Source organism: Rhodococcus rhodnii NBRC 100604 (assembly GCF_001894925.1).
In the GTDB taxonomy this organism is placed as follows: domain Bacteria; phylum Actinomycetota; class Actinomycetes; order Mycobacteriales; family Mycobacteriaceae; genus Rhodococcus_F; species Rhodococcus_F rhodnii.
The window spans coordinates 84703-105377 of record NZ_BCXD01000004.1 but is presented as its reverse complement, the minus strand read 5'-3'; the positions used below and the strand labels follow the sequence as shown (position 1 = coordinate 105377).

Genomic DNA, 20675 nt, shown 5'->3' with positions numbered 1-20675 from the left:
GGGCCGTCGCGGCCGGCGCCGCCGCCGGCGCCGCGACGCTGCTCGTGGCGCTCACCGGCGCCCTCGCGTATCGGTGCGCCGCCGACCCGCGCGGTATCGCCGCCGAACTGCGCGATCCCGCGACGTTCGCATTCGTCGGAACCGTCGCGATGGGAACGACCGCCGTGAGCGCGGCCCTGCACGCGACGGGCCTCGGCGGCGCCTGGGTTGCGGATGCGCTGTGGTGCGCGGGAACGATGCTGGGCGTCGTGACGTGGAGCGTCGCCCTGATCCGGCAGTCGATCGCGCAGCGTACGTGCGACTCCCCTGCCGCACTGCTCGCCGTCGTGCCGCCGATGGTGTCCGCCGCGACCGGCGGGGCGATGGCACAGGGCCTCGCCCCGGGAACGCTGCGGGATGCGGCGAGCGTCGTGTGCGCGGGATTCGCGATCGCCGCGGCCGCGGGCGTGGCGACGGTGGGGCGCGGCGTGCTCGGGAGGCTGCTGTCGGACGGGCTGCCGGCGCCGATCGCCCGTCCGGCGTTGTGGATTCCACTGGGCGTGGTGGGCCAGTCGATCGCCGCGGTGAGCCATCTCGCGCCCCGTGGTGTGGCGGCAGGGTTCACGATCGTGGCGGGCACCGTCGCGGCGGGGGCCGTCGCGAGCCTGGCCGCGATCACGGTGGCGACGGCCTACCGCGGGCTGCCCTACTCCGCCGCGTGGTGGAGTTTCACGTTCCCGCTGGGGACGTGCGCGGTGGGTGCGCACGCCGCCGCGACCGCAACCGGCTGGAGCTGGCTGCACGTCGTGGGGACGGGAGTGTGGATCGCGCTCTGCGCCGCGTGGGCCACCGTCGCCGCAGCGACGGTGCGAGCCGTCCTGGCAACGACGGTGCGAGCCGGGGCGGCCGCGGTGCGTCCGGCCCGGTCAGGCCATCGCGGTGCTCGTCGCGCCGGTCTCGACCGGACGGCCGGACTGGATCCATGCCGTCGTTCCGCCGCAGACGGATACGGCATGGATACCCTGCGCTTCGAGATAGCGGGCAGCCTGGCTGCTGCGCCCACCGACACCGCAGACGACGTACACCGTCTCCGCCTCGGGGATCTCGTGGACACGAGTGACGAACTCACTGAGCGGGATCGACGTCACGCCGGGGATCCTGACCTGGCAGTACTCGTCGGTCTCCCGAACGTCGACGACCGGGGCCCCTGAGGTCAGGGCTGCCTCCAGGTTCTTCAGGTCGCACTCGGTCTTCATGGTTTTCGGTTTCGCGATACGCACAACGCACCTCGTACCTGTGGTCTCTCGGGGTCGAATTTCACAGGCTGTTCACCTGACAACCCGAGCGACGGTACGCCTTTGTTCATCCGCGCACCACCCCTGTTCCGTGGATTCGGAAAGACTGTGGTCACTGCTCGAGATTTCCGTCCTCCGAGACGAGGGGCTTCGGCGTTCGGATCAGCGAAAATTGCGCGACGAGCTGCGCATTCGCAGATCCATCACCTGCAGCCGATCCGCGACGACGGTGACCGCACCCTCGGCGTTCTGCACCTTTCCTCGTACCAGGAGGGCCGGTGCACTGTTCGCGATCCTGCGGTATTTCGCCCACAACCCCACCGAACAGACCACGTTGACCATGCCCGTCTCGTCCTCGAGATTGACGAACGTCACACCCGCGGCCGTCGCCGGACGCTGCCGGTGGGTGACGGCGCCGCCCACGAGCACTCTCGTGCCGTCCTCGAGCGCGAGCAGCCGGTTCGCCGGGACGACGCCGAGTTCGGTCAGCTGTTCGCGGAGGAACTCGGTGGGATAGCTGTCGGGCGAGACGCCGGTCGCCCACACGTCGGCGGCCGCCATCTCGAGATCGCTCATCCCCGGCAGCGCGGGCGCCTGCGTCCTCGCGCCGAGCCCGGGAAGCCTGCCGGCCCGCTCCCCTGCTGCCGCGCCCGCCGCCCACAGGGCGTCGCGGCGCGTGAGCCCGAGCGAGGCGAACGCTCCCGCCGTCGCGAGGGCTTCGGCCTGCGGCACGGTCAGTTCGACGCGGCCCGTGAGATCGGGAAAGGACGTGTACGGTCCGCCGCGCTCACGGGCGTCGACGATCCGCTGGGCGAGCCGTTCGCCGATGCTGCGCACCTCGCCCAGCCCGAGCCGCACCTCGAGGCCGTGGTTCTCGACGGTCGCGGCCACGAGCGAACGATTGACGTCCACGCCGTGGACCGTGACGCCGTGACGGCGCGCGTCGGCGACGAGCGACTGCGGCGAATAGAACCCCATCGGCTGCGCGCGCAACAGACCTGCGCAGAAGATCGCGGGGTGGTGCAGCTTGAACCACGACGAATAGAACACGAGCGAGGCGAACGACTGCGAATGACTCTCGGGGAAGCCGAAGTTCGCGAACGCGGCCATCTTCTCGTAGATCCGGTCGGCGACCTCGCCCTCGATCCCGTGCAGCTCGGACATCCCCCGGTAGAACCGGGCGCGCAGCCGAGCCATCTTCTCGGCGCTGCGCTTGGAGCCCATCGCGCGCCGCAACTGGTCGGCCTCGGACGCCGTGAATCCCGCGACGTCGACCGCGATCTGCATGAGCTGTTCCTGGAACAGCGGGATGCCGAGTGTGCGTTCGAGCGCGGGCGCCAGCGCCGGATGGTCGTAGGTGACGGCCTCGGCACCGTTGCGCCGCCGGATGTACGGGTGCACCGAGCCACCCTGGATCGGGCCGGGGCGGATGAGCGCGACCTCGACCACGAGGTCGTAGAATGTGCGGGGCTTCAAGCGCGGGAGGGTCGCCATCTGCGCGCGGGACTCGACCTGGAAGACCCCGACCGAATCGCCGCGCTGGAGCATCTCGTAGACGCCCGCTTCGGCGAGATCGAGCCGGGCGAGATCGACCGTCAGGTCCTTGTGTTCGGCGGCGAGATCGATCATGTAGTGCAGCGCGGAGAGCATGCCGAGGCCGAGCAGATCGAACTTCACGAGCCCGACGACCGCACAGTCGTCCTTGTCCCACTGCAGGACGCTGCGGCCCTCCATCCGCGCCCATTCGACGGGGCACACGTCGGCGATGGGCCGGTCGCAGATGACCATTCCACCCGAGTGGATACCGAGATGCCGTGGCAGACCCTCGATCTGGGCGGCGAGCTCGAGGACTGGTGGGGGAATGTCGGTGCCGGTCTCCTCCCCGATCCCCGTCCACCGGCTCACCTGCTTGCTCCAGGCGTCCTGCTGCCCCTGCGAGTATCCGAGTGCGCGTGCCATGTCGCGGACGGACGACTTGCCGCGGTACGTCACGACGTTGGCGACCTGCGCGGCGTGGTCGCGCCCGTATCGGCGATAGACGTACTGGATCGCCTCCTCGCGGCGGTCCGACTCGATGTCGATGTCGATGTCAGGTGGGCCGTCGCGCTCGGGTGCGAGGAACCGCTCGAAGAGCAGCTTGCTCCGCACGGGATCGACGTTGGTGATCCCGATCGCGTAGCAGACCGCCGAGTTCGCTGCGGAACCCCTTCCCTGACAGAGGATGTCGTTGTCCTTGCAGAACCGGACGATGTCGTGGACGACGAGGAAGTAGCCCGGGAACTCGAGCCGCTCGATGATGCCCAGCTCGTGCTCGATCTGAGCGTAGGCCTCGGGATTGCCGCGCGGCGGCCCGTAGCGATCGTGGGCGCCGGCCGCCGTGACGTGGCGCAGCCAGCTCGCCTCGGTGTGCCCGGACGGAACGTCGAACGGCGGGAGCTTCGGCGCGATCAGCTGCAGGTCGAACGCACACTCGCGGCCGAGTTCGGCCGCCGCCGTCACGGCGTCGGGGCGGGCCGCGAACAGCCGCGCCATCTCGTCGCCCGAGCGCAGATGCGCGCCGCCCGTGGGGGCGAGCGCGCCCGCGGCGTCGTCGAGACTCGACCTGGCGCCGACGGCCGCCATCGCCATCGCGAGCCGGCCGCGTTCGGGACGAGCGAAATGTGCTGCGGTGGAGGCGATGACGCCGATGCCGAGCCGGTCCGCGAGCGCGGCGAGCGCGGCGTTTCGCTCGGCGTCCTCGGCGACGCCGTGATGCGTGAGTTCGACGGTGACCCGCGCGCGCCCGAACCTGTCGATCAACGCGCGCAGCGCCGCCTCCGCGGCGGACTCCCCGCCGCGGTCCAGGGCACGGCGCACGCTGCCCTTGCGGCATCCGGTGAGGATCTGCCAGTGCCCGTCCGCGGCGTCGGCGAGGGTGTCGAGGTCGTAGCGCAGCACCCCCTTCTCGCCGCCCGCGAGGTGGCCCGCCGCGAGCTGCCGCGACAGCCGGCGGTATCCCTCCTGCCCCCGCGCGAGAACGAGCAGATGCTCGTCGTCGAGGGTCAGTTCGGAGCCGAACACCGTGGGGACGCCGAGCGCGCGGGCGGCTTCCGCGAACCGGACGACGCCGTAGAGGCCGTCGTGATCGGTGAGGGCGAGCGCTTCGAGGCCCAGCCGTGCGGCTTCCTCGACGAGGTCCTCGGGCGGCGAGGCGCCGTCCAGGAAACTGAACGCCGAGTGCGCGTGGAGTTCGGCGTACGGGACGGCCGAGGTCCCGCGGGGGACGTCGGCGTCGTACCCGGCGCGGGTGCGCGACCACGCGGGGCTGTCACCGCCGTCGCCGGGCGCCTCCTCGTCGCGCCGGTTCGGGCGGCCCGAGAGCACCCGCTCCATTTCCGCCCACGTCGGCGGTCCGATGCCGAATCCCATGGCCACACTCTCACCAGCAGTTGAACACCAGCAGTCGAATCGAACTCGCGTTCGAGTGTGACTCGAGTGCGACCCCGAGAGCAAACTCGAGCGCGCACCCGAGGCGACCGCGTCGTGATATCTCACATGCACCGATCCGAATAACGGACATCACGGGACATACCGCCTAATACGTCCTACTGAGCTTAGGTTAGGCTCCGCTCTGATAGCCCCGGACATGTACACGACGCCAGGGCCTCCCGGTAGCAGAAAAGGATCCGATGACACTCCTCCGCACCACTCGTGGCGTCGCGGTCGGCGCGATCGCCGTCGCCCTGCTCGCAGCCTGCTCGAACGCGTCCACCGAGACCGAGGCGACCGGCACCGAGACCGTGACCGTCACCGACAACTTCGGTGAGCAGACGGTCGCCGTCCCGCCGCGTTCGGTCGTCGCGACCGACAACAGCACGTTCGAGACACTCGACTCGTGGGGCGTCGAACTCTCCGCCGCCGCGGTCTCGCTGATGCCCGACACGATCTCCTACGAGAGCAACGACGCGATCGTCGATCTCGGTAACCACCGCGAACCGAACCTCGAGGCCATCGTCGCGGCCGATCCCGATCTCGTGATCAACGGCGGCCGGTTCGCGCAGTACCACGGCGACTTCGAGCGGCTCGTCCCCGACGCCGCCATCGTCGACGTCTCGCCGCGCGACGATCAGCCGCTCGTGTCCGAGCTCGAGCGCGGCACGACCGTCCTCGGCGAGATCTTCGGCAAGCAGGCCGAGGCAGCGGAACTCAACGCCGCGTTCGAAGCATCGATCGAGCGCGTGAAGGCCGCGTACGACCCCGAGATGTCGGTCATGGGCCTCATCACCTCGGGCGGCGAGATCGGCTACGTCACGCCGTCCACCGGCCGCACGATCGGCCCGATGTTCGACATCTTCGGTCTGACCCCCGCACTCGAGGTCACCGACGGCTCGAACAACCATCAGGGCGACGACATCTCGGTCGAGGCGATCGCCGCGTCGAACCCCGATCTCATCATCGCGATGGACCGTGACGCCGGAACCGCGACGGGCCGCGCCGACGGCTTCGTCCCCGCGGCCGACGTCATCGCCGGCTCGGAGGCACTCCAGGGTGTCGGTGCCGTGCGTGAGGGCAACGTGATCTACCTGCCCGCCGACACCTACACCAACGAGAGCATCCAGACGTACACGGAGTTCTTCGACTCGCTCGCCGACCTGCTGGAGAGCAAGAAGTCCTGACACGTCGCCGCCGTGCGTTCGTCCTGTGTGGCAGAACGCACGGCGGCATCCGGCTCCACGTGAAAGCACGAGAATGACAGCCACGACGACCCGCCCACGCGCACGACTGTTCACCTGGCCACTGCTGCTCGGTGTCCTCGGCGTGGGCGTTCTTCTCGTCCTCTCCCTGTTCACCGGGGTCTACGACATCTTCGGCGGCGACCAGGGCCGAGAGATGTTCTCCATCACCCGGATTCCGCGCACCGTCGCTCTCGTGCTCGCCGGCGCCGCGATGGCGATGTGCGGGCTCGTCATGCAGTTGCTGACGCAGAACCGCTTCGTCGAACCGACGACCGCCGGCACGACGGAATGGGCCGGCCTCGGTCTCATCGCGACGATGGTGCTCATTCCCGGTGCGGGCCTGATGCCCCGCATGGTCGGTGCGATCGTCGCCGCCTTCGTCGGCACGATGATCTTCTTTCTGTTCCTGCGCCGGGTCACGCTGTCCTCGTCGCTGATCGTCCCGATCGTCGGCATCATGCTCGGCGCCGTCGTCGGCTCGATCACGACCTACATCGCGCTGTCCACCGACACGCTTCAGAGCCTCGGAGTGCGGTTCGCCGGCAGCTTCACGTCGGTGCTGCGCGGGCAGTACGAGGTCCTGTGGATCGTCGCGATCGTCGCCGTCGTCGTGTTCGTCGTGGCCGACCGGTTGACGGTCGCCGGCCTCGGCGAGGACGTCGCGACGAACGTCGGGCTGAACTACAACCGGCTCATCCTGCTCGGCACGGGCCTCGTCGCGATCGCGACGGGCGTCGTCACCGTCGTCGTGGGCAATCTTCCGTTCCTCGGCCTGATCGTGCCGAACATCGTCTCGCTCTTCCGTGGTGACGATCTGCGCAGCAACCTGCCGTGGGTGTGCCTGCTGGGCATCGCGATCGTGACGGTCTGCGATCTGGTGGGGCGCACCATCATCGCGCCGTTCGAGGTGCCGGTCTCGCTCATCCTCGGCGTCGTCGGCGCGATCGTGTTCGTCGCGCTTCTCCTGCGGAGCCGCCGTCATGCTCGCTGACACGAACCGCACCGGCACCGATACCGCCCCGGCCCCGCAGTCGGGCGCCTTCCGGGACGACCGGTCGCGGCGTCGCTACTGGATCCTGCTCACCGTCCTCGGTGTCGTCTCCGCCGCACTCGCCGTCGGATTGCTCACCTGGGACAACCCACTTCCGTTCGGCACCACGGGTTTCTGGCGGATCGTCGAGTTGCGTGCGACGAGCATCGTCGTCATCGCCGTCGTCGTCACGTGCCAGGCGCTCGCGACGGTCGCGTTCCAGACCGTCACGAACAACCGCATCATCACGCCGTCGATCATGGGGTTCGAGGCGCTGTACGTCGCGATCTCGACGGGCTCGGTCTACTTCCTCGGTGCCGCCGGAGTGGTCGCGCTGCAGGGTGTTCCACAGTTCTTGCTGCAGGTCGTTCTCATGGTCGGGCTCGCGCTCGCCCTCTACGGCTGGTTGCTGTCGGGGCGCTACGGCAACATGCAGGTGATGCTGCTCGTCGGCATCGTCATCGGCGGCGGTCTCGGGTCGGTGTCGACCTTCATGCAGCGGCTGCTCACGCCGAGCGACTTCGACGTCCTCACGGCGTGGCTGTTCGGATCGATCTCCAACGCCCACGTCGACTACCTGCCGATCGCCATCCCGCTGTGCATCGTCGCGTCGGCGCTGCTGTGGATTCGGGCCCGCCGGCTCGACGTCGTCGCACTCGGCAAGGACGCCGCGACGAACCTCGGCCTGCACCACCGCGCCGAGGTCATGATCGTGCTGTTCCTCGTGTCGATCCTCATGGCGACGTCGACTGCGCTCATCGGTCCGATGACCTTCCTCGGCTTCCTCGTCGCGACGCTCGCGTACCAGTTCGCGGGCACCCACGATCACCGATTCGTCTTCCCCGTCGCGGCGTTGACCGGGTTCGTCGTGCTCGCCGGCGCGTACTTCGTGCTCGAGCACGTCTTCTACGCCGAGGGTGCGGTGTCGATCATCGTCGAGGCCGTCGGCGGCTCGGTGTTCCTCTACGTCATCCTGCGAAAGGGCAGACTGTGATCGAACTCGACGGCGTACGCAAGGACTACAGCACCGACGTCGCGATCGGCCCGGTGAACCTGCAGATCCCCGCGGGCGGAATCACCGCCCTCGTCGGACCGAACGGCGCGGGCAAGTCGACGCTGCTGACGATGATCGGCCGGCTCATGGGTGCCGACGCGGGCACGATCGAGATCGCCGGTCACGACGTCACGCGCACGCCGTCGAAGGACCTCGCCCGAATCGTCTCGATCCTGCGGCAGGAGAACCACTTCGTCACGCGCCTGACGGTGCGTCAGCTCGTCGGGTTCGGCCGGTTCCCGTACTCCAAGGGCCGGATCACGCGCGCCGACGAGGCGATCGTCACCGAGGCGATCGAGTTCTTCGGGCTCTCCGACCTGCAGCACCGCTATCTCGATCAGCTGTCGGGCGGGCAGCGCCAGCGCGCGTACGTCGCGATGGTGCTGTGCCAGCAGACCGACTACGTCCTGCTCGACGAGCCGCTGAACAATCTCGACATGTTGCACTCGGTGCAGATGATGCAGCATCTGCGCAGGGCCGCCGACGAACTCGGCAGGACGATCGTCATCGTCCTGCACGACATCAACTTCGCAGCCCAGTACGCGGACCGGATCTGCGCGGTGAAGGACGGCAAGGTCGTCGAGTTCGGGACGCCCGAGGAGATCGTCGTCGACGAGGTCCTCACGCGGGTGTTCGACACCCCCGTGACGTGCATCGACAGCCCGCACGGCCCGCTGGCGGTCTATTACCGCCCCGTCGCCGCGGAGCTCGAGAGCGAACCCGCGGGCTGAGCACGCCCGGCCTCGTTGTCCCACGCAGCCCGGCGATTGTGCCTACTCTCGAAGTACGCGACGTCCCCGAGCCGAGAGGCTGCAGCGAGATGATGAAGCCGAGCGAGCAACCCGAGTACGACGAGGCCGACCTCGAGGTGAAGCCGCCCAAGACCAAGGCCGCCGGCGTCACGGCCGTCGCCGTCTCGATGAAGCGGGGCATCGAGCGGATGGGCCTGAAGCGCACCGGAGAGACGCTGCTCGAACTGAACAAGGTGCACGGCTACGACTGCATGAGCTGCGCGTGGCCCGACCCCGACCCCGGCGAGCGGCACCCCGCCGAGTTCTGCGAGAACGGCGCCAAGGCCGTCGCGGACGAGGCGACCCGCGATCGCGTGACGCCGGAGTTCTTCGCGCAGCACTCGGTCGAGGAGCTCGCCGGGCACAGCGACCTGTGGCTCAATCAGCAGGGTCGCATCACCCATCCGATGATCAAGCGCGCGGGCTCGTCGCACTACGAGCCGATCGGCTGGCAAGAGGCCTACGCGCTGATCGCCGTCGAGCTGAACTCGCTCGATTCGCCGGACGAGGCGATCTTCTACACGTCGGGACGTGCGTCCAACGAGGCCGCGTTCGCGTATCAGTTGTTCGCGCGGGCCTTCGGCACCAACAACCTGCCGGACTGCTCCAACATGTGCCACGAGTCGACGTCGGTCGCACTCGCCGAATCGATCGGCATCGGCAAGGCCAGCGTCGTCCTCGACGACGTCCACAAGGCCGAGCTCATCGTCCTGCAGGGCCACAATCCCGGCACCAATCACCCACGGATGCTCACCCACCTCGAGGACGCCAAGAAGGCGGGCGCGAAGATCCTGTCGATCAATCCGCTGCGCGAGGCGGGCCTGCTGCACTTCCAGAACCCACAGACGCCCGCCGGCGTCCTGGGCCGCGGCACCGACATCACCGATTTCCATCTGCAGATCAAGCCGCGTGGCGATCTCGCTCTCATGCAGGCGATCGGGTCGCTGCTCGTCGAGTGGGACGCGCTCGATCACGACTTCATCGGCACCTACACGCAGGGCTTCGACGAGTGGCGCGATCACGTCACGCAGGTGGACTGGGCCGTCGTCGAGGAGTCGACCGGGCTCACGCGCGCCGAGATCACCCGTGCCGCAGAGATGTTCCGCGCCTCGAAGGCGACGGTCTTCTGCTGGGCGATGGGGCTGACGCAGCACCGCAATTCGGTCGCGATCATCAAGGAGATCTGCAACGTCGCGTTCGCGCAGGGCAACATCGGCAAGCCCGGCGCCGGACTGCTGCCGCTGCGCGGGCACTCGAACGTGCAGGGCGACCGCACGATGGGGATCTGGGAGCGGCCGCCACAGGCCTTCCTCGACTCGATCCGGGACGAGTTCGGCTTCGAACCGCCCCGCGAGCACGGTCACGACACCGTCGACTCGATCCGCGCGATGCGCGACGGCAAGGCCCACTTCTTCATGGGGCTCGGCGGCAACTTCGTCGACGCGACACCGGATTCGCGCATCACGGCGGCGGCGATGCAGAAGACCAGACTGTCGGTGCAGGTCTCGACGAAACTCAATCGCTCGCATCTGGTCACGGGCGAGACGGCACTCATCCTGCCGACGAGGGGCCGCACCGAGAAGGACGTCCAGGCGAGTGGCGAGCAGTTCATCACGGTCGAGGACACCGAGTGCGCCGTCCACGCGTCACGCGGTCCGCTCGAGCCGGCGAGCCCGCATCTGGAGTCCGAGACCGCGATCGTCACGCAGATCGCCCACGCGACGCTCGGCGACCGCTACGGGATCGACTGGATCGGAATGCGTGACGACTACACGAAGGTGCGCCACCACATCTCGAAGGTCGTGCCGGGGTGCGAGGGGTACGAGGTGAACGTCCGCAGGCCGGGCGGCTTCATCCTGCCGCATCCGCCGCGTGACTCGCGCACGTTCGAAACCGACACGGGCCTCGCCAATTTCGAGGTGTCGCCGATCGAGATGCTCGATGTTCCCGAGGGACACGTCGTGCTGCAGACGTTGCGCAGTCACGATCAGTTCAACACCACGATCTACGGACTGTCGGACCGGTATCGCGGCATCGAGGGTGGTCGTCGCGTCGTCTTCATGCACCGCGACGACATCGCGGCGCTGGGGTACGACAACGGCTCGCACGTGGACATCGTCAGCAAGTGGGACGACGACGACACCGTCCGGTACGCAACGGATTTCAGGCTCGTCGAGTACGACGTCCCGCGCGGCACCGCGGCCGCCTACTATCCCGAGACGAATCCTCTCGTGCCTCTGGATTCGACGGCGCGCAAGAGCAACTGCCCGACGTCGAAGTCGATCGTCGTGCGCTTCGAGCCGGCGGGGACGGTCCGCGACACGCACCTCGGCGGCCACCAGAAGGAGGTGGGTTGGGACTGGACACACAAGTCCGAACCCCAGCCCCACTACCTCTCCTGAGCGCTCGCCGTCACTGCAGGCGGTTCTGCACCCCTTTTCGCGTTCTGCACCCCTTTCGGATGCCCGATAGGGGTGCAGAACGCCGTTCGGGGTGCAGAACGGCAGGAGGCATCCCAACGAACCGGACATATGACGTAGGTTGGCTCGTCGAATCGACACCGACACGAGGAGCCCAACCTCATGCAGACACGTACGCGGGCAGCGGTGCGCGCGCTCACGGGGGCGGCGATCGCCGCCGCCCTCGCAGCCACGACGGCATGCTCGTCGGACGCCGAACCGGACACCACCGCCGCCGCGGCGTCGTACTCGGTCGAGCACGCACGCGGAACGCTCGACGTTCCCGCCGCGCCGGAGCGGGTCGTCGTCCTCGAACCGGTGCAGTTGGACACTTCCATCGCACTGGGCGTCGTTCCGGTGGGTGCCGCGGTCGCGAGCGAAGCCGTCGGCGTTCCGCCGTACCTGGGTGAGGAAGGCGAGGCGGTCGAGGTGATCGGAACCGTGCCGCAACCGAATCTCGAGCAGATCGCCGCGCTCGCACCCGATCTCATCCTCGGCACCGAGTCGCGGCACGCCGAGCTGTACGACAGCCTGGCCGCCATCGCCCCGACGGCGTTCATGGACTCGCAGGCCGATCCCTGGCGTGACAACGTCGACTTCGTCGCTCGGGCACTCGGCCAGCCGGATGCCGGATCCACGGTGCTCGCCGAGTACGACGAGCGGTGTGCCGAGATCGAGGCGACCCACGAGACGTCCGACCGCACCGCACAACTCGTGCGGCCTCGCGACGACATGCTCACGCTGTACGGTCCGGTCTCCTTCGCGGGCAACACGCTCGAGTGCGCGGGATTCACGATTCCGCCGCGCGACTGGGAGGACTCGATCTCGGTCGACCTCTCCCCCGAACTCGCAGGCGAGGCGCAGGCCGACCTCGTCGTCGTCACGAGCAACACGCCCGACGATCCCTCGACGATGCCGGCCGCCATCACGAGCAACGAGCAGTTCTTCCCGAACCTGCACCTCGTCGACGCGGCATACTGGATCAGCGGAGTCGGGCCGATCGGCGGAGCTGCCGTGCTCGACGATCTGGATCGAATCCTCGCCGAGGAGGGCTGACCGGTCAGGCGACGCGGGCGCGTCCGCCGTCCGCGTCGCTGCCACGACGCACGAGCGGCACCACACAGCCGACCGTCGCGAGCGCGACGACGGCACCCGACAGCACGAGCGTCGCATAGCCGAACGCGCCGACGACGACACCCGCGGCCAGCCCACCGACCGCACCCGCGAGCGACATCGCCGAATCCGAGAGTCCCTGGACGTCCGCGCGGAGTTCGTCCGACGTGTGTTCGGTGAGCATCGCGGCACCCGCGACGGTCGACATCGACCACCCGAGGCCGAGCAACACCAGCGCCGTCACGAGCGCCGCGTGCGAGTCGGCGGCGACGAATCCGACGATGCAGCTCGCGGTGAGCACGAGCTGCCCCGCCACGATGATCGGCAGCGCGCCCAGCCGGTCGGTCAGCAGACCGAAAACGGGTGCCAGCGCATACATTCCGGCGACATGCGCACTGATCGAGAGCCCGACGACACCGAGCGAGAGGCCGGCGTGCGTCATGTGTACGGGGGTCAGCGCCATGACGGCGACCATCACGGCGTGGGCGCTCACCACCGCAACGACCGACGCGAGTGCGACCGGCCGGTGCGCGAGTTCGCGGGCGGCGCCGCGGATGGTGCCACCACGCCCGGCGTCGGTCCGTCCCGCTGCTGCACGGGCCATGAGCAGCGGATCGGGACGCAACGCCGCGAACAAGACGGCCGCAGCCAGCAGCTGCGCGACCGCAGCGATGACGAAGGGCCCGGCCAGCGGCTCGAGGCCGATTCGCTCGGCGAGCACGCCGCCGGGCTCGACCAGAGCGGGCCCCACGACGCTGCCGATCAGCGTCGTCCACACGAGCAGCGACAGGTCGCGACCGCGCCGGGCGGAAGACGACAGGTCTACGGCGGCGAACCGCGCCTGCAGCGCGACGGCCGTCGATGCGCCGAGCAGCAGCATTCCGACGAGCATCACGGCGAACGATCCGAGCTGGACCGCGCCCAGCACGATCAGGCTGCCGAGGGCCGCGACGAGTGCTCCCGTCCCGAGTGCGGGGCGACGTCCCCGGCGCTGTGCGAGCGCGGCGAGCGGGATGCCCGCGACCGCGGCACCGAGGGTCGTCAGGGTCGTCGGCAGGCCCGCAGCCGACGCCGTGCCCGCGAGTCGCTCGCCGACGACGGCGCCGAGTGCGAGCGCACTCCCCGATCCGAGGCCGACGAGGATCTGCGCCGCAGACAGGACAGCGAGGGTCCGCCGCTGCAGCGCGGGCGGGACGGGTGGCTGGGAATTCGACACCTGAGCAGAGTGCACACAGTGAGCTTCGTGGAAACCCGAGCCGGAGACAACCGACAGGACTGTCACACTCCGCGTGGTTCGGTGCGGGTCGCCTCGCCGCCGTGGCTATCGGCGCCACCGGCGGGACTGCTGCTTCGCCTCGACCTCCCGGACGATGAAATCGTGCACCAGAACGGGGTCGTCACGCATTTTCCGGTGGTCGATCTCGATCATCGCCGTCGGCGGCAACCGGTCGATCTTCCAGAACCACGCTGTGTTTCGCCGTTGCCAGCCCGTGCCGTCCCGTTCCAGCACGGTGATCATCGTCATCGGGTAACCCGGGAACAGCGCGTGAGCGTTCACGACGTCGGTCCACGGAACGAACGACTCGAACGACCATCCCCGCTGATGAATCCCCCGGTCGCTGAACGCAATCCACCCCACCTGCAAGCGCCCGACCAGGAACGACAGCGGCAGACTCGCGAAGAATAGCGCAGCCGTCGCAAAAGGCAGCGCGCCCGGAAGCCCCGAATCCTCGGCCGAGTCGATGGCAGCCATCCCGAATATCAGCACGAAGGTCCCGAACAGGAGACAGAGCGCGATCGGCGGCCTGGCAGAGTAGCGGATGCGGGTCGCAGGTTGTCCATCCAGTTCGCACGATTCGGTGGTCAGTTCACCGTTGGACCACGGGCGCAGGACGAACGGGAAACTGCAGATCGATACGCACACGGCCGCCGCGGCGACGAAGTACTTCACCGACGCCGTGCCCCCGTCTCGAAGATCGACGACTGCCCCGGCGACACAGACTCCGGCGACTGCAGCGAACATCAGCATGGAGAGAGTCACCTTGACGTAGTCGCGGGTCGTACGCCACCCACGCCGCGGCCATTCGGCGGGCCGTCCAGTGTCGGGCCACGTGGCGGGCGATACGGGAATTGCTGCGGCACTCGGCACGGTGCCCGCTGGGCCGAAGCGGAACTGCCGGCGTCGTTCGACCTCACGGACGACGAATTCGTTCACCAGAACCGGGTCGTCGCGCATCTTGCGATGATCGATCCGGATCCCGGGTCCGGGCGGTAGCGGGTCGATCTTCAGGAACCCGGCCGTGTTGCGACGCCGCCATTCCGAGTCGTCCCTGAACAGGACTGTGACCGACGTGGCCGGGTAGCCCGGGAACACCGCATCTGCCCCGAGTACCGACGTCCACGGAACGAACGACTCGAACGACCATCCTCGCTGATGAATCCCGCGATCGCTGAACGCGATCCACCCCACCTGCAGACGCCCGACTGCGAACAGCAACGGCGCGCTTCCGAAGAAAAGCAGACCGATCAGAAACGGGATTCCGCCGGGGAACCCGGAGTCCTCCACCGCATCCGCCGTGGCCATTCCGAACATCAGCGCGAACGATCCACACAGTGCACAGACACCGACCACAGGTCGGACGGAGTATCGAATACGGGTCGCCGGGAGCCCCTCCACCTCACACATCTCGGTCCGCAGTTCTCCGGTGAACCGAGGTCGCATGAAGAACGGGAAAACGCCTATCGAAGCGAACATCGCTGCGAATGCGAAGGCGTACTTCGCCATTGCAGGCTCCGCCGAGAGTGCCTCCAGGGCGATAGCGAGGCAGAGCAGCGTTGCGAATGCGAAGAACACGAACCCGAAACCGACCTTGATCGACTCGCGTCGCGTCCGCCAACCGCGCTGCGGCCAGGCGTCGGGGCGTGGGAAGTCGGCTCCCTGCAGACCGTACACCGGCCGTCACCCCCTCTGTCCCGACCACCGATGGTGCGACAAGGGTAGACGACCGGGCCGCACGGCCCACCAGCGACGGCTCCGCTCACCCCGCCGGGGTGTAGGGCACGCGCGACGCCTCGTTCTCGTCGATCCGCAGCGATCTGCCCAGTTGCGGGAAGGCGCGTTGCGCACAATCGGCGCGGCTGCACACCTTGCAGCCCGCACCGATGGGGACGGCGGTGTCGGGGTCGTCGAGCGCGACCCCGTGCGAGTACACGAGCCGGTGCGCGTGCGCGAGGTCGCAGCCGAGACCGATCGCGAAATCTCTTCGCGGAGCGAGATATCCGGGCGAGCTCTCGTCGGTGGTCCGTGCGAGCCAGAAGTAGCTGCGGCCGTCGGGCATTGCGGAGATCTGCGTCCGGATACGACCAGGCGAGTCGAACGCCTCGTGCACCACCCACAGCGGACAGCTTCCGCCCACCCGGGAGAAGTGAAAACCGGTGGCGGACTGGCGCTTCGAGATGTTCCCCGCCCGGTCGATACGTACGAAGAACAGCGGCACGCCGCGCCGTCCCGGGCGCTGCAACGTCGAGAGCCGATGAGCCACCGTCTCGAATCCGACCTCGAAACGGGACGCGAGGACCTCGATGTCGTATCTCGTTTGTTCCGCAGCAGAGAGGAACTCGCCGTAGGGCAGGATGAGCGCGCCCGCGAAGTAGTTCGCGAGTCCGATCCGCGCGAGCGCTCGCGACTGCGGCGCGAGGTCGGTGTCGACGAGTTGCGCCTCGATCAGGTCCTCCTGCGTGAAGAACGCCAGTTGCGTCGCGAGCTGAAAGGCACGCTGCCCCGGTGACAATCTGCGCGCGAGCGTCAGGACCCGGGCCGGCCCGTCGAAATGCCGCTTGGCGGGTCCCTCGCCCATCGCGACCGTGACGCCGTACCGCGAACGCAGGTGCTCCGCGAGTTGACGGTCGAGTCCACCGATCTCGAATCCCGCGGCGTCGAACATCGCTTCGGCGGCGAGATCGAGATCGAGGATGTGATTGCGGCGGTCGTAGAAGAAGTCGCGGACGTCCTCGTACGGCGCGCCCGCGTCCTCGCGCTCCTCCCCCTCGTACCCGTCCTCGCCCTCCTGGAAACGGTCGAGCTGCTCGGCCATCGCCCGCACCCGCCGGTGCATCGCGACGAGCGTGTGCGCGGCGGTCGGCGCCCGCACGACGAGATCCTCGAGTTCCCCCGCACCGACGTGAGGCGCGCCCGGCTCGTCCGCGAACACCTCGGCGAGATCGGCGAGCAGGCGCGCGTCCTCGTCGCCCGCGAAGTAGTTGGCGTCGAGATCGAACGCCGAGTTGAGCTTGAGCAGCACGGGCAACGTCAGCGGCCGTTGATCGTTCTCGAGTTGATTGACGTAGCTCGCCGAGAGGTCGAGCCGGCGCGCGAGCGCGAGCTGCGTGAGACCGCGCTCGTCGCGCAGTCGGCGGAGTCTCGCGCCCCCGAAGATCTTCTGCACGGCTTCACGGTAGTGGTGACCTGCATCATTCGCAAACATTGCAAAAATGCCGGGTCCCACGCCGCAGAACTTCGCACATCCAGTGGATTCACATTCGGCGCGATTCTGCATAGGCTGCGAATCACAGGTCCCGAAACCCCCGTTTCGGGACGGTCAGCACGACCAGTTCGAGTCACACCCGTTCGAGACACGAAGGACACCGCGTTGAAGTCACATCTCGTCCGCACCCGCCGCTCCGCCGAGAACTTCCCGCGCGAGGAACACCTCGCGTGGCGCGTCGCCGAGGTGGCGACCGACGCCGTCGCCGTTCCCGACGACACCGCCGAGATGATCGTCAACCGCATCATCGACAACGCCGCCGTCTCGGCCGCGTCGCTGACGCGCCGCCCGGTCACCAACGCCCGCGCCCAGGCCCTCGCGCATCCCTACTCGCCCGGCGCGACCGTCGTCGGTGTCGGCGGCACGTTCTCCCCCGAGTGGGCCGCATGGGCCAACGGCGTTGCAGTGCGTGAACTCGACTTCCACGACACCTTCCTCGCCGCGGAGTACTCGCACCCCGGCGACAACATCCCGCCGATCCTCGCCGTCGCGCAGCACACCGGCCGCAGCGGCGCCGACCTGATCCGCGGTCTCGCAACGGGTTACGAGATCCAGATCGACCTCGTGCGCGCGATCTCGCTGCACGAGCACAAGATCGACCACGTCGCTCACCTCGGCCCGTCGGCCGCCGCCGGCATCGGCACGCTGCTCGGCCTCGACATCGAGACCGTGTACCAGGCCATCGGCCAGGCCCTGCACACGACGACGGCAACCCGTCAGTCGCGCAAGGGCGAGATCTCCAGCTGGAAGGCCTACGCCCCCGCGTTCGCGGGCAAGATGGCCGTCGAGGCCGTCGACCGCGCGATGCGCGGCGAAGGCGCACCGTCCCCGATCTGGGAGGGCGAGGACGGCGTCATCGCATGGCTGCTCGGTGGACCGAAGGCCGAGTACGCCGTGCCGCTGCCGGGCGCGGGCGAACCCAAGCGCGCGATCCTCGACTCGTACACCAAGGAGCACTCGGCCGAGTACCAGAGCCAGGCCCCGATCGACCTCGCGCGCCGGATGCGTGAGCGCGTCGGCGATCTCGACCAGATCGAGAAGATCGTCCTCCACACGAGCCACCACACGCACTACGTCATCGGGACCGGCTCGAACGACCCGCAGAAGTTCGACCCCAAGGCCTCGCGCGAGACGCTCGACCACTCCGTGATGTACATCTTCGCGGTCGCGCTGCAGGACGGCGAATGGCACCACGAGCGCTCGTACGCCCCCGAGCGTGCGCAGCGTCCCGACACCGTCGAGCTCTGGGGCAAGATCTCGACCGAAGAGGATCCCGAGTGGACGCGTCGCTACCACTCGACCGACCCGAACGAGAAGGCGTTCGGCGCTCGCGCCGAGATCACGCTGAAGAACGGCGAGGTCATCGTGGACGAACTCGCCGTCGCCGACGCTCACCCGCTGGGCGCGCGCCCGTTCGCGCGTGAGCAGTACGTCGACAAGTTCCGCATCCTCGCCGAGGGCGTCATCGAGCCCGCCGAGCAGGATCGCTTCCTCGACGCCGCGCAGCGCACCACCGAGCTGAAGGCAGGCGAACTCGACCAGCTGACCTTCACGGTCACCGACGAGGTTCTCGCTCGCGCCCCGAAGACCAACCCCGGACTGTTCCGGTGAGCGGGCTCATCGCGGCGACGACGTCCGCCTCCGACAAGCGTCGCGCACTCCGCGCGGGCCTGACGTCCGGCACCATCCAGCGGATGCCGGGTGCGTTCAATCCGTTGACGGCCAAGCTGATCCAGGAGATCGGCTTCGAGGGCGTCTACGTCTCGGGTGCCGTCGTCTCCGCCGATCTGGCACTGCCCGACATCGGCCTGACGACCCTCACCGAGGTGGCGGGACGCGCGCAGCAGATCGCACGTGTCACCGATCTGCCCGTCCTCGTCGACGCCGACACGGGCTTCGGCGAGCCGATGAACGCCGCACGCACCGTGACGGTCATGGAGGATGCGGGCCTCGCGGCACTGCACCTCGAGGACCAGATCAATCCGAAGCGGTGCGGTCACCTCGACGGCAAGGCCGTCGTGCCCACCGACGAGATGGTGCGCCGGCTGCACGCGGCGGTCTCGGCGCGCCGCGATCCCGACTTCGTCGTGTGCGCTCGCACCGACGCCGCGGGCATCGAGGGGATCGACGCCGCGATCGAGCGGGCGAAGGCCTACGCCGACGCGGGCGCCGACCTCATCTTCACCGAGGCGCTGCACACCGAGGCCGATTTCGAGAAGTTCCGTGCCGCAGTGGACATTCCGCTGCTCGCGAACATGACCGAGTTCGGCAAGTCGAAGCTCATCCCGGCGCAGACCCTCGAGTCGATCGGCTTCAACGCCGTCATCTACCCCGTGAGCACGCTGCGGCTGGCGATGTTCGCCGCCGAAGCGGGCCTGCGTGAGATCGCGGAGACCGGGACGCAGGCGGGTCTGCTCGACAAGATGCAGCACCGCAGCCGGCTCTACGAACTCATCGACTACGAGAAGTACAACGAATTCGATTCCGGAATCTTCAATTTCACGATCGAAGGACGGCAGTCATGACCGCAGCACAGGAAGCGCCCGTCATCCACAAGGGCCTCGCGGGAGTCGTGGTGGACACCACCGCGGTCTCCAAGGTGGTCCCGGAGACCAACTCGCTGACGTATCGCGGATACGCGGTGCAGGATCTCGCCGAGAACTGCAGCTTCGAGCAGGTCGCGTACCTGCTCTGGCACGGCGAACTCCCCACCGACGCCCAGCTCGAACTGTTCCAGCAGCGTGAGCGCGCACAGCGCCGCGCGGATCGTTCGCTGCTCACGCTCGTCGCGAAGCTGCCCGAGAACTGTCATCCGATGGACGTCGTGCGGACCGCGATCAGCTACCTCGGCGCCGAGGACCCGGAGGAGGACGACCGCTCGACGCCGGCGCTCCGCGCGAAATCGCTTCGCATGATGGCGATTCTGCCGACGATCGTCGCCGCCGACGTGCGCCGCCGCCGCGGCCTCGATCCCATCGCGCCGCACTCGCACCTCGGGTTCGCCGAGAACTTCCTCAACATGTGCTTCGGCGAGGTTCCCGAGCCCGCGCTCGTGAAGGCATTCGAGGTCTCGCTGATCCTCTACGCGGAGCACAGCTTCAACGCCTCGACGTTCGCGGCACGCGTCGTGACGTCGACGATGTCGGACATCTACAGCGCGGTCACGGCCGCGATCGGCGCGCTCAAGGGCCCGCTGCACGGCGGTGCCAACGAGGCCGTCATGCACGACATGCTCGAGATCGGTGATCCCGCCCGCGCGGAGGAGTGGATGCTCGGCAAGCTGTCCCGCAAGGACAAGGTGATGGGCTTCGGTCACCGCGTCTACAAGCGCGGCGACTCGCGCGTCCCGACGATGAAGCAGGCGTTCCTCGACGTCGCCGCTCTCACCGACGGCGACAAGTGGGTCCAGATGTACGAGATCCTCGAAGAGACGATGGACAAGTCGACCGGCATCAAGCCGAACCTCGATTTCCCCACGGGCCCCGCGTACTACCTGCTGGGCTTCGACATCGAGGTCTTCACGCCCATCTTCGTCATGAGCCGGATCACCGGGTGGACCGCGCACATCGTCGAGCAGACGGAGTCGAACGCACTCATCCGTCCGCTCAGCGAGTACGTGGGCGTGCCGCAGCGTTCCGTCAAGCCCTGACACGCTCACCGGTCACGTAACCTGAGTCACCCCGTCCCCCCGCAGG

The 20675-nt window shown here is 68.3% G+C and carries 14 protein-coding genes and 1 pseudogene; 10 read left to right on the top strand and 5 right to left on the bottom strand.

Translation table 11 applies throughout. The features are described 5' to 3' along the window. Positions 1-44: 44 nt before the first annotated feature. Positions 45-788: pseudogene (locus RR1_RS22790) on the top strand (SLAC1 family transporter); the annotation flags it as partial. A gap of 117 nt (positions 789-905) precedes the next feature. Here the strand turns inward: RR1_RS22790 and RR1_RS22785 are convergent. Together RR1_RS22785 and RR1_RS04505 are read right to left on the bottom strand one after the other, a co-directional pair. Continuing rightward, positions 906-1235 carry a rhodanese-like domain-containing protein gene (locus RR1_RS22785; RefSeq protein WP_071990768.1) on the bottom strand — a complete coding sequence of 110 codons (330 nt, stop codon included), beginning with the start codon at positions 1233-1235 and terminating at the stop codon, positions 906-908. A gap of 201 nt (positions 1236-1436) precedes the next feature. Continuing rightward, positions 1437-4682 carry an error-prone DNA polymerase gene (locus RR1_RS04505; protein WP_010839300.1) on the bottom strand — a complete coding sequence of 1082 codons (3246 nt, stop codon included), beginning with the start codon at positions 4680-4682 and terminating at the stop codon, positions 1437-1439. Positions 4683-4942: 260 nt separating this feature from the next. Here RR1_RS04505 and RR1_RS04500 point away from each other — a divergent pair, with 260 nt between their 5' ends. From RR1_RS04500 to RR1_RS04475, 6 genes are all read left to right on the top strand, one after another. Continuing rightward, a complete protein-coding gene (locus RR1_RS04500) occupies positions 4943-5929 on the top strand; it encodes a siderophore ABC transporter substrate-binding protein (protein ID WP_010839302.1) in 987 nt (328 codons plus the stop codon). Positions 5930-6002: 73 nt separating this feature from the next. Then, positions 6003-6980: an ABC transporter permease gene (locus tag RR1_RS04495; protein ID WP_010839303.1), complete on the top strand. Its 978-nt coding sequence runs from the start codon at positions 6003-6005 to the stop codon at positions 6978-6980. Continuing rightward, the gene (locus RR1_RS04490) at positions 6970-8013 is read left to right on the top strand and encodes an iron chelate uptake ABC transporter family permease subunit (protein ID WP_010839304.1); all 1044 of its coding nucleotides are present in this window, start codon (positions 6970-6972) and stop codon (positions 8011-8013) included. Before RR1_RS04495 ends, RR1_RS04490 begins: the two co-directional genes overlap by 11 nt. Next, on the top strand, positions 8010-8804 hold the full coding sequence (locus RR1_RS04485; RefSeq protein WP_010839305.1) for an iron ABC transporter ATP-binding protein: 795 nt from the start codon (positions 8010-8012) through the stop codon (positions 8802-8804). Before RR1_RS04490 ends, RR1_RS04485 begins: the two co-directional genes overlap by 4 nt. An 89-nt stretch (positions 8805-8893) precedes the next feature. Next, on the top strand, positions 8894-11266 hold the full coding sequence (locus RR1_RS04480; RefSeq protein ID WP_010839306.1) for an FdhF/YdeP family oxidoreductase: 2373 nt from the start codon (positions 8894-8896) through the stop codon (positions 11264-11266). A gap of 180 nt (positions 11267-11446) precedes the next feature. Continuing rightward, positions 11447-12379, top strand: coding sequence for an ABC transporter substrate-binding protein (locus RR1_RS04475; protein ID WP_040774320.1), 933 nt, complete (start codon positions 11447-11449; stop codon positions 12377-12379). Positions 12380-12383: 4 nt separating this feature from the next. Here the strand turns inward: RR1_RS04475 and RR1_RS04470 are convergent, their stop codons facing one another. From RR1_RS04470 to RR1_RS04460, 3 genes are all read right to left on the bottom strand, one after another. Then, positions 12384-13652 (bottom strand): MFS transporter, encoded by a 1269-nt coding sequence (locus RR1_RS04470; protein ID WP_010839309.1) that lies wholly within the window; start codon positions 13650-13652, stop codon positions 12384-12386. A gap of 105 nt (positions 13653-13757) precedes the next feature. Continuing rightward, complete coding sequence (locus tag RR1_RS21835) at positions 13758-14672, bottom strand: hypothetical protein (RefSeq protein WP_169847024.1); 915 nt, start codon at positions 14670-14672, stop codon at positions 13758-13760. An 802-nt stretch (positions 14673-15474) separates the two neighbouring features. Next, positions 15475-16920, bottom strand: coding sequence for a short-chain fatty acyl-CoA regulator family protein (locus tag RR1_RS04460; protein WP_010839311.1), 1446 nt, complete (start codon positions 16918-16920; stop codon positions 15475-15477). Positions 16921-17085: 165 nt separating this feature from the next. Between RR1_RS04460 and prpD the strand changes: the two genes are divergently transcribed. From prpD to RR1_RS04445, 3 genes are read left to right on the top strand one after another with little or no spacing between them, the layout of a single operon-like run. Continuing rightward, complete coding sequence (gene prpD / locus RR1_RS04455) at positions 17086-18591, top strand: 2-methylcitrate dehydratase PrpD (RefSeq protein WP_010839312.1); 1506 nt, start codon at positions 17086-17088, stop codon at positions 18589-18591. After that, positions 18588-19505: a methylisocitrate lyase gene (gene prpB / locus RR1_RS04450; protein WP_010839313.1), complete on the top strand. Its 918-nt coding sequence runs from the start codon at positions 18588-18590 to the stop codon at positions 19503-19505. The genes prpD and prpB overlap by 4 nt, the downstream gene beginning before the upstream one ends. Beyond that, positions 19502-20629, top strand: a complete 1128-nt coding sequence (locus RR1_RS04445; RefSeq protein WP_010839314.1) for a bifunctional 2-methylcitrate synthase/citrate synthase — start codon at positions 19502-19504, stop codon at positions 20627-20629. The genes prpB and RR1_RS04445 overlap by 4 nt, the downstream gene beginning before the upstream one ends. The last annotated feature ends 46 nt before the right edge of the window (positions 20630-20675 follow it).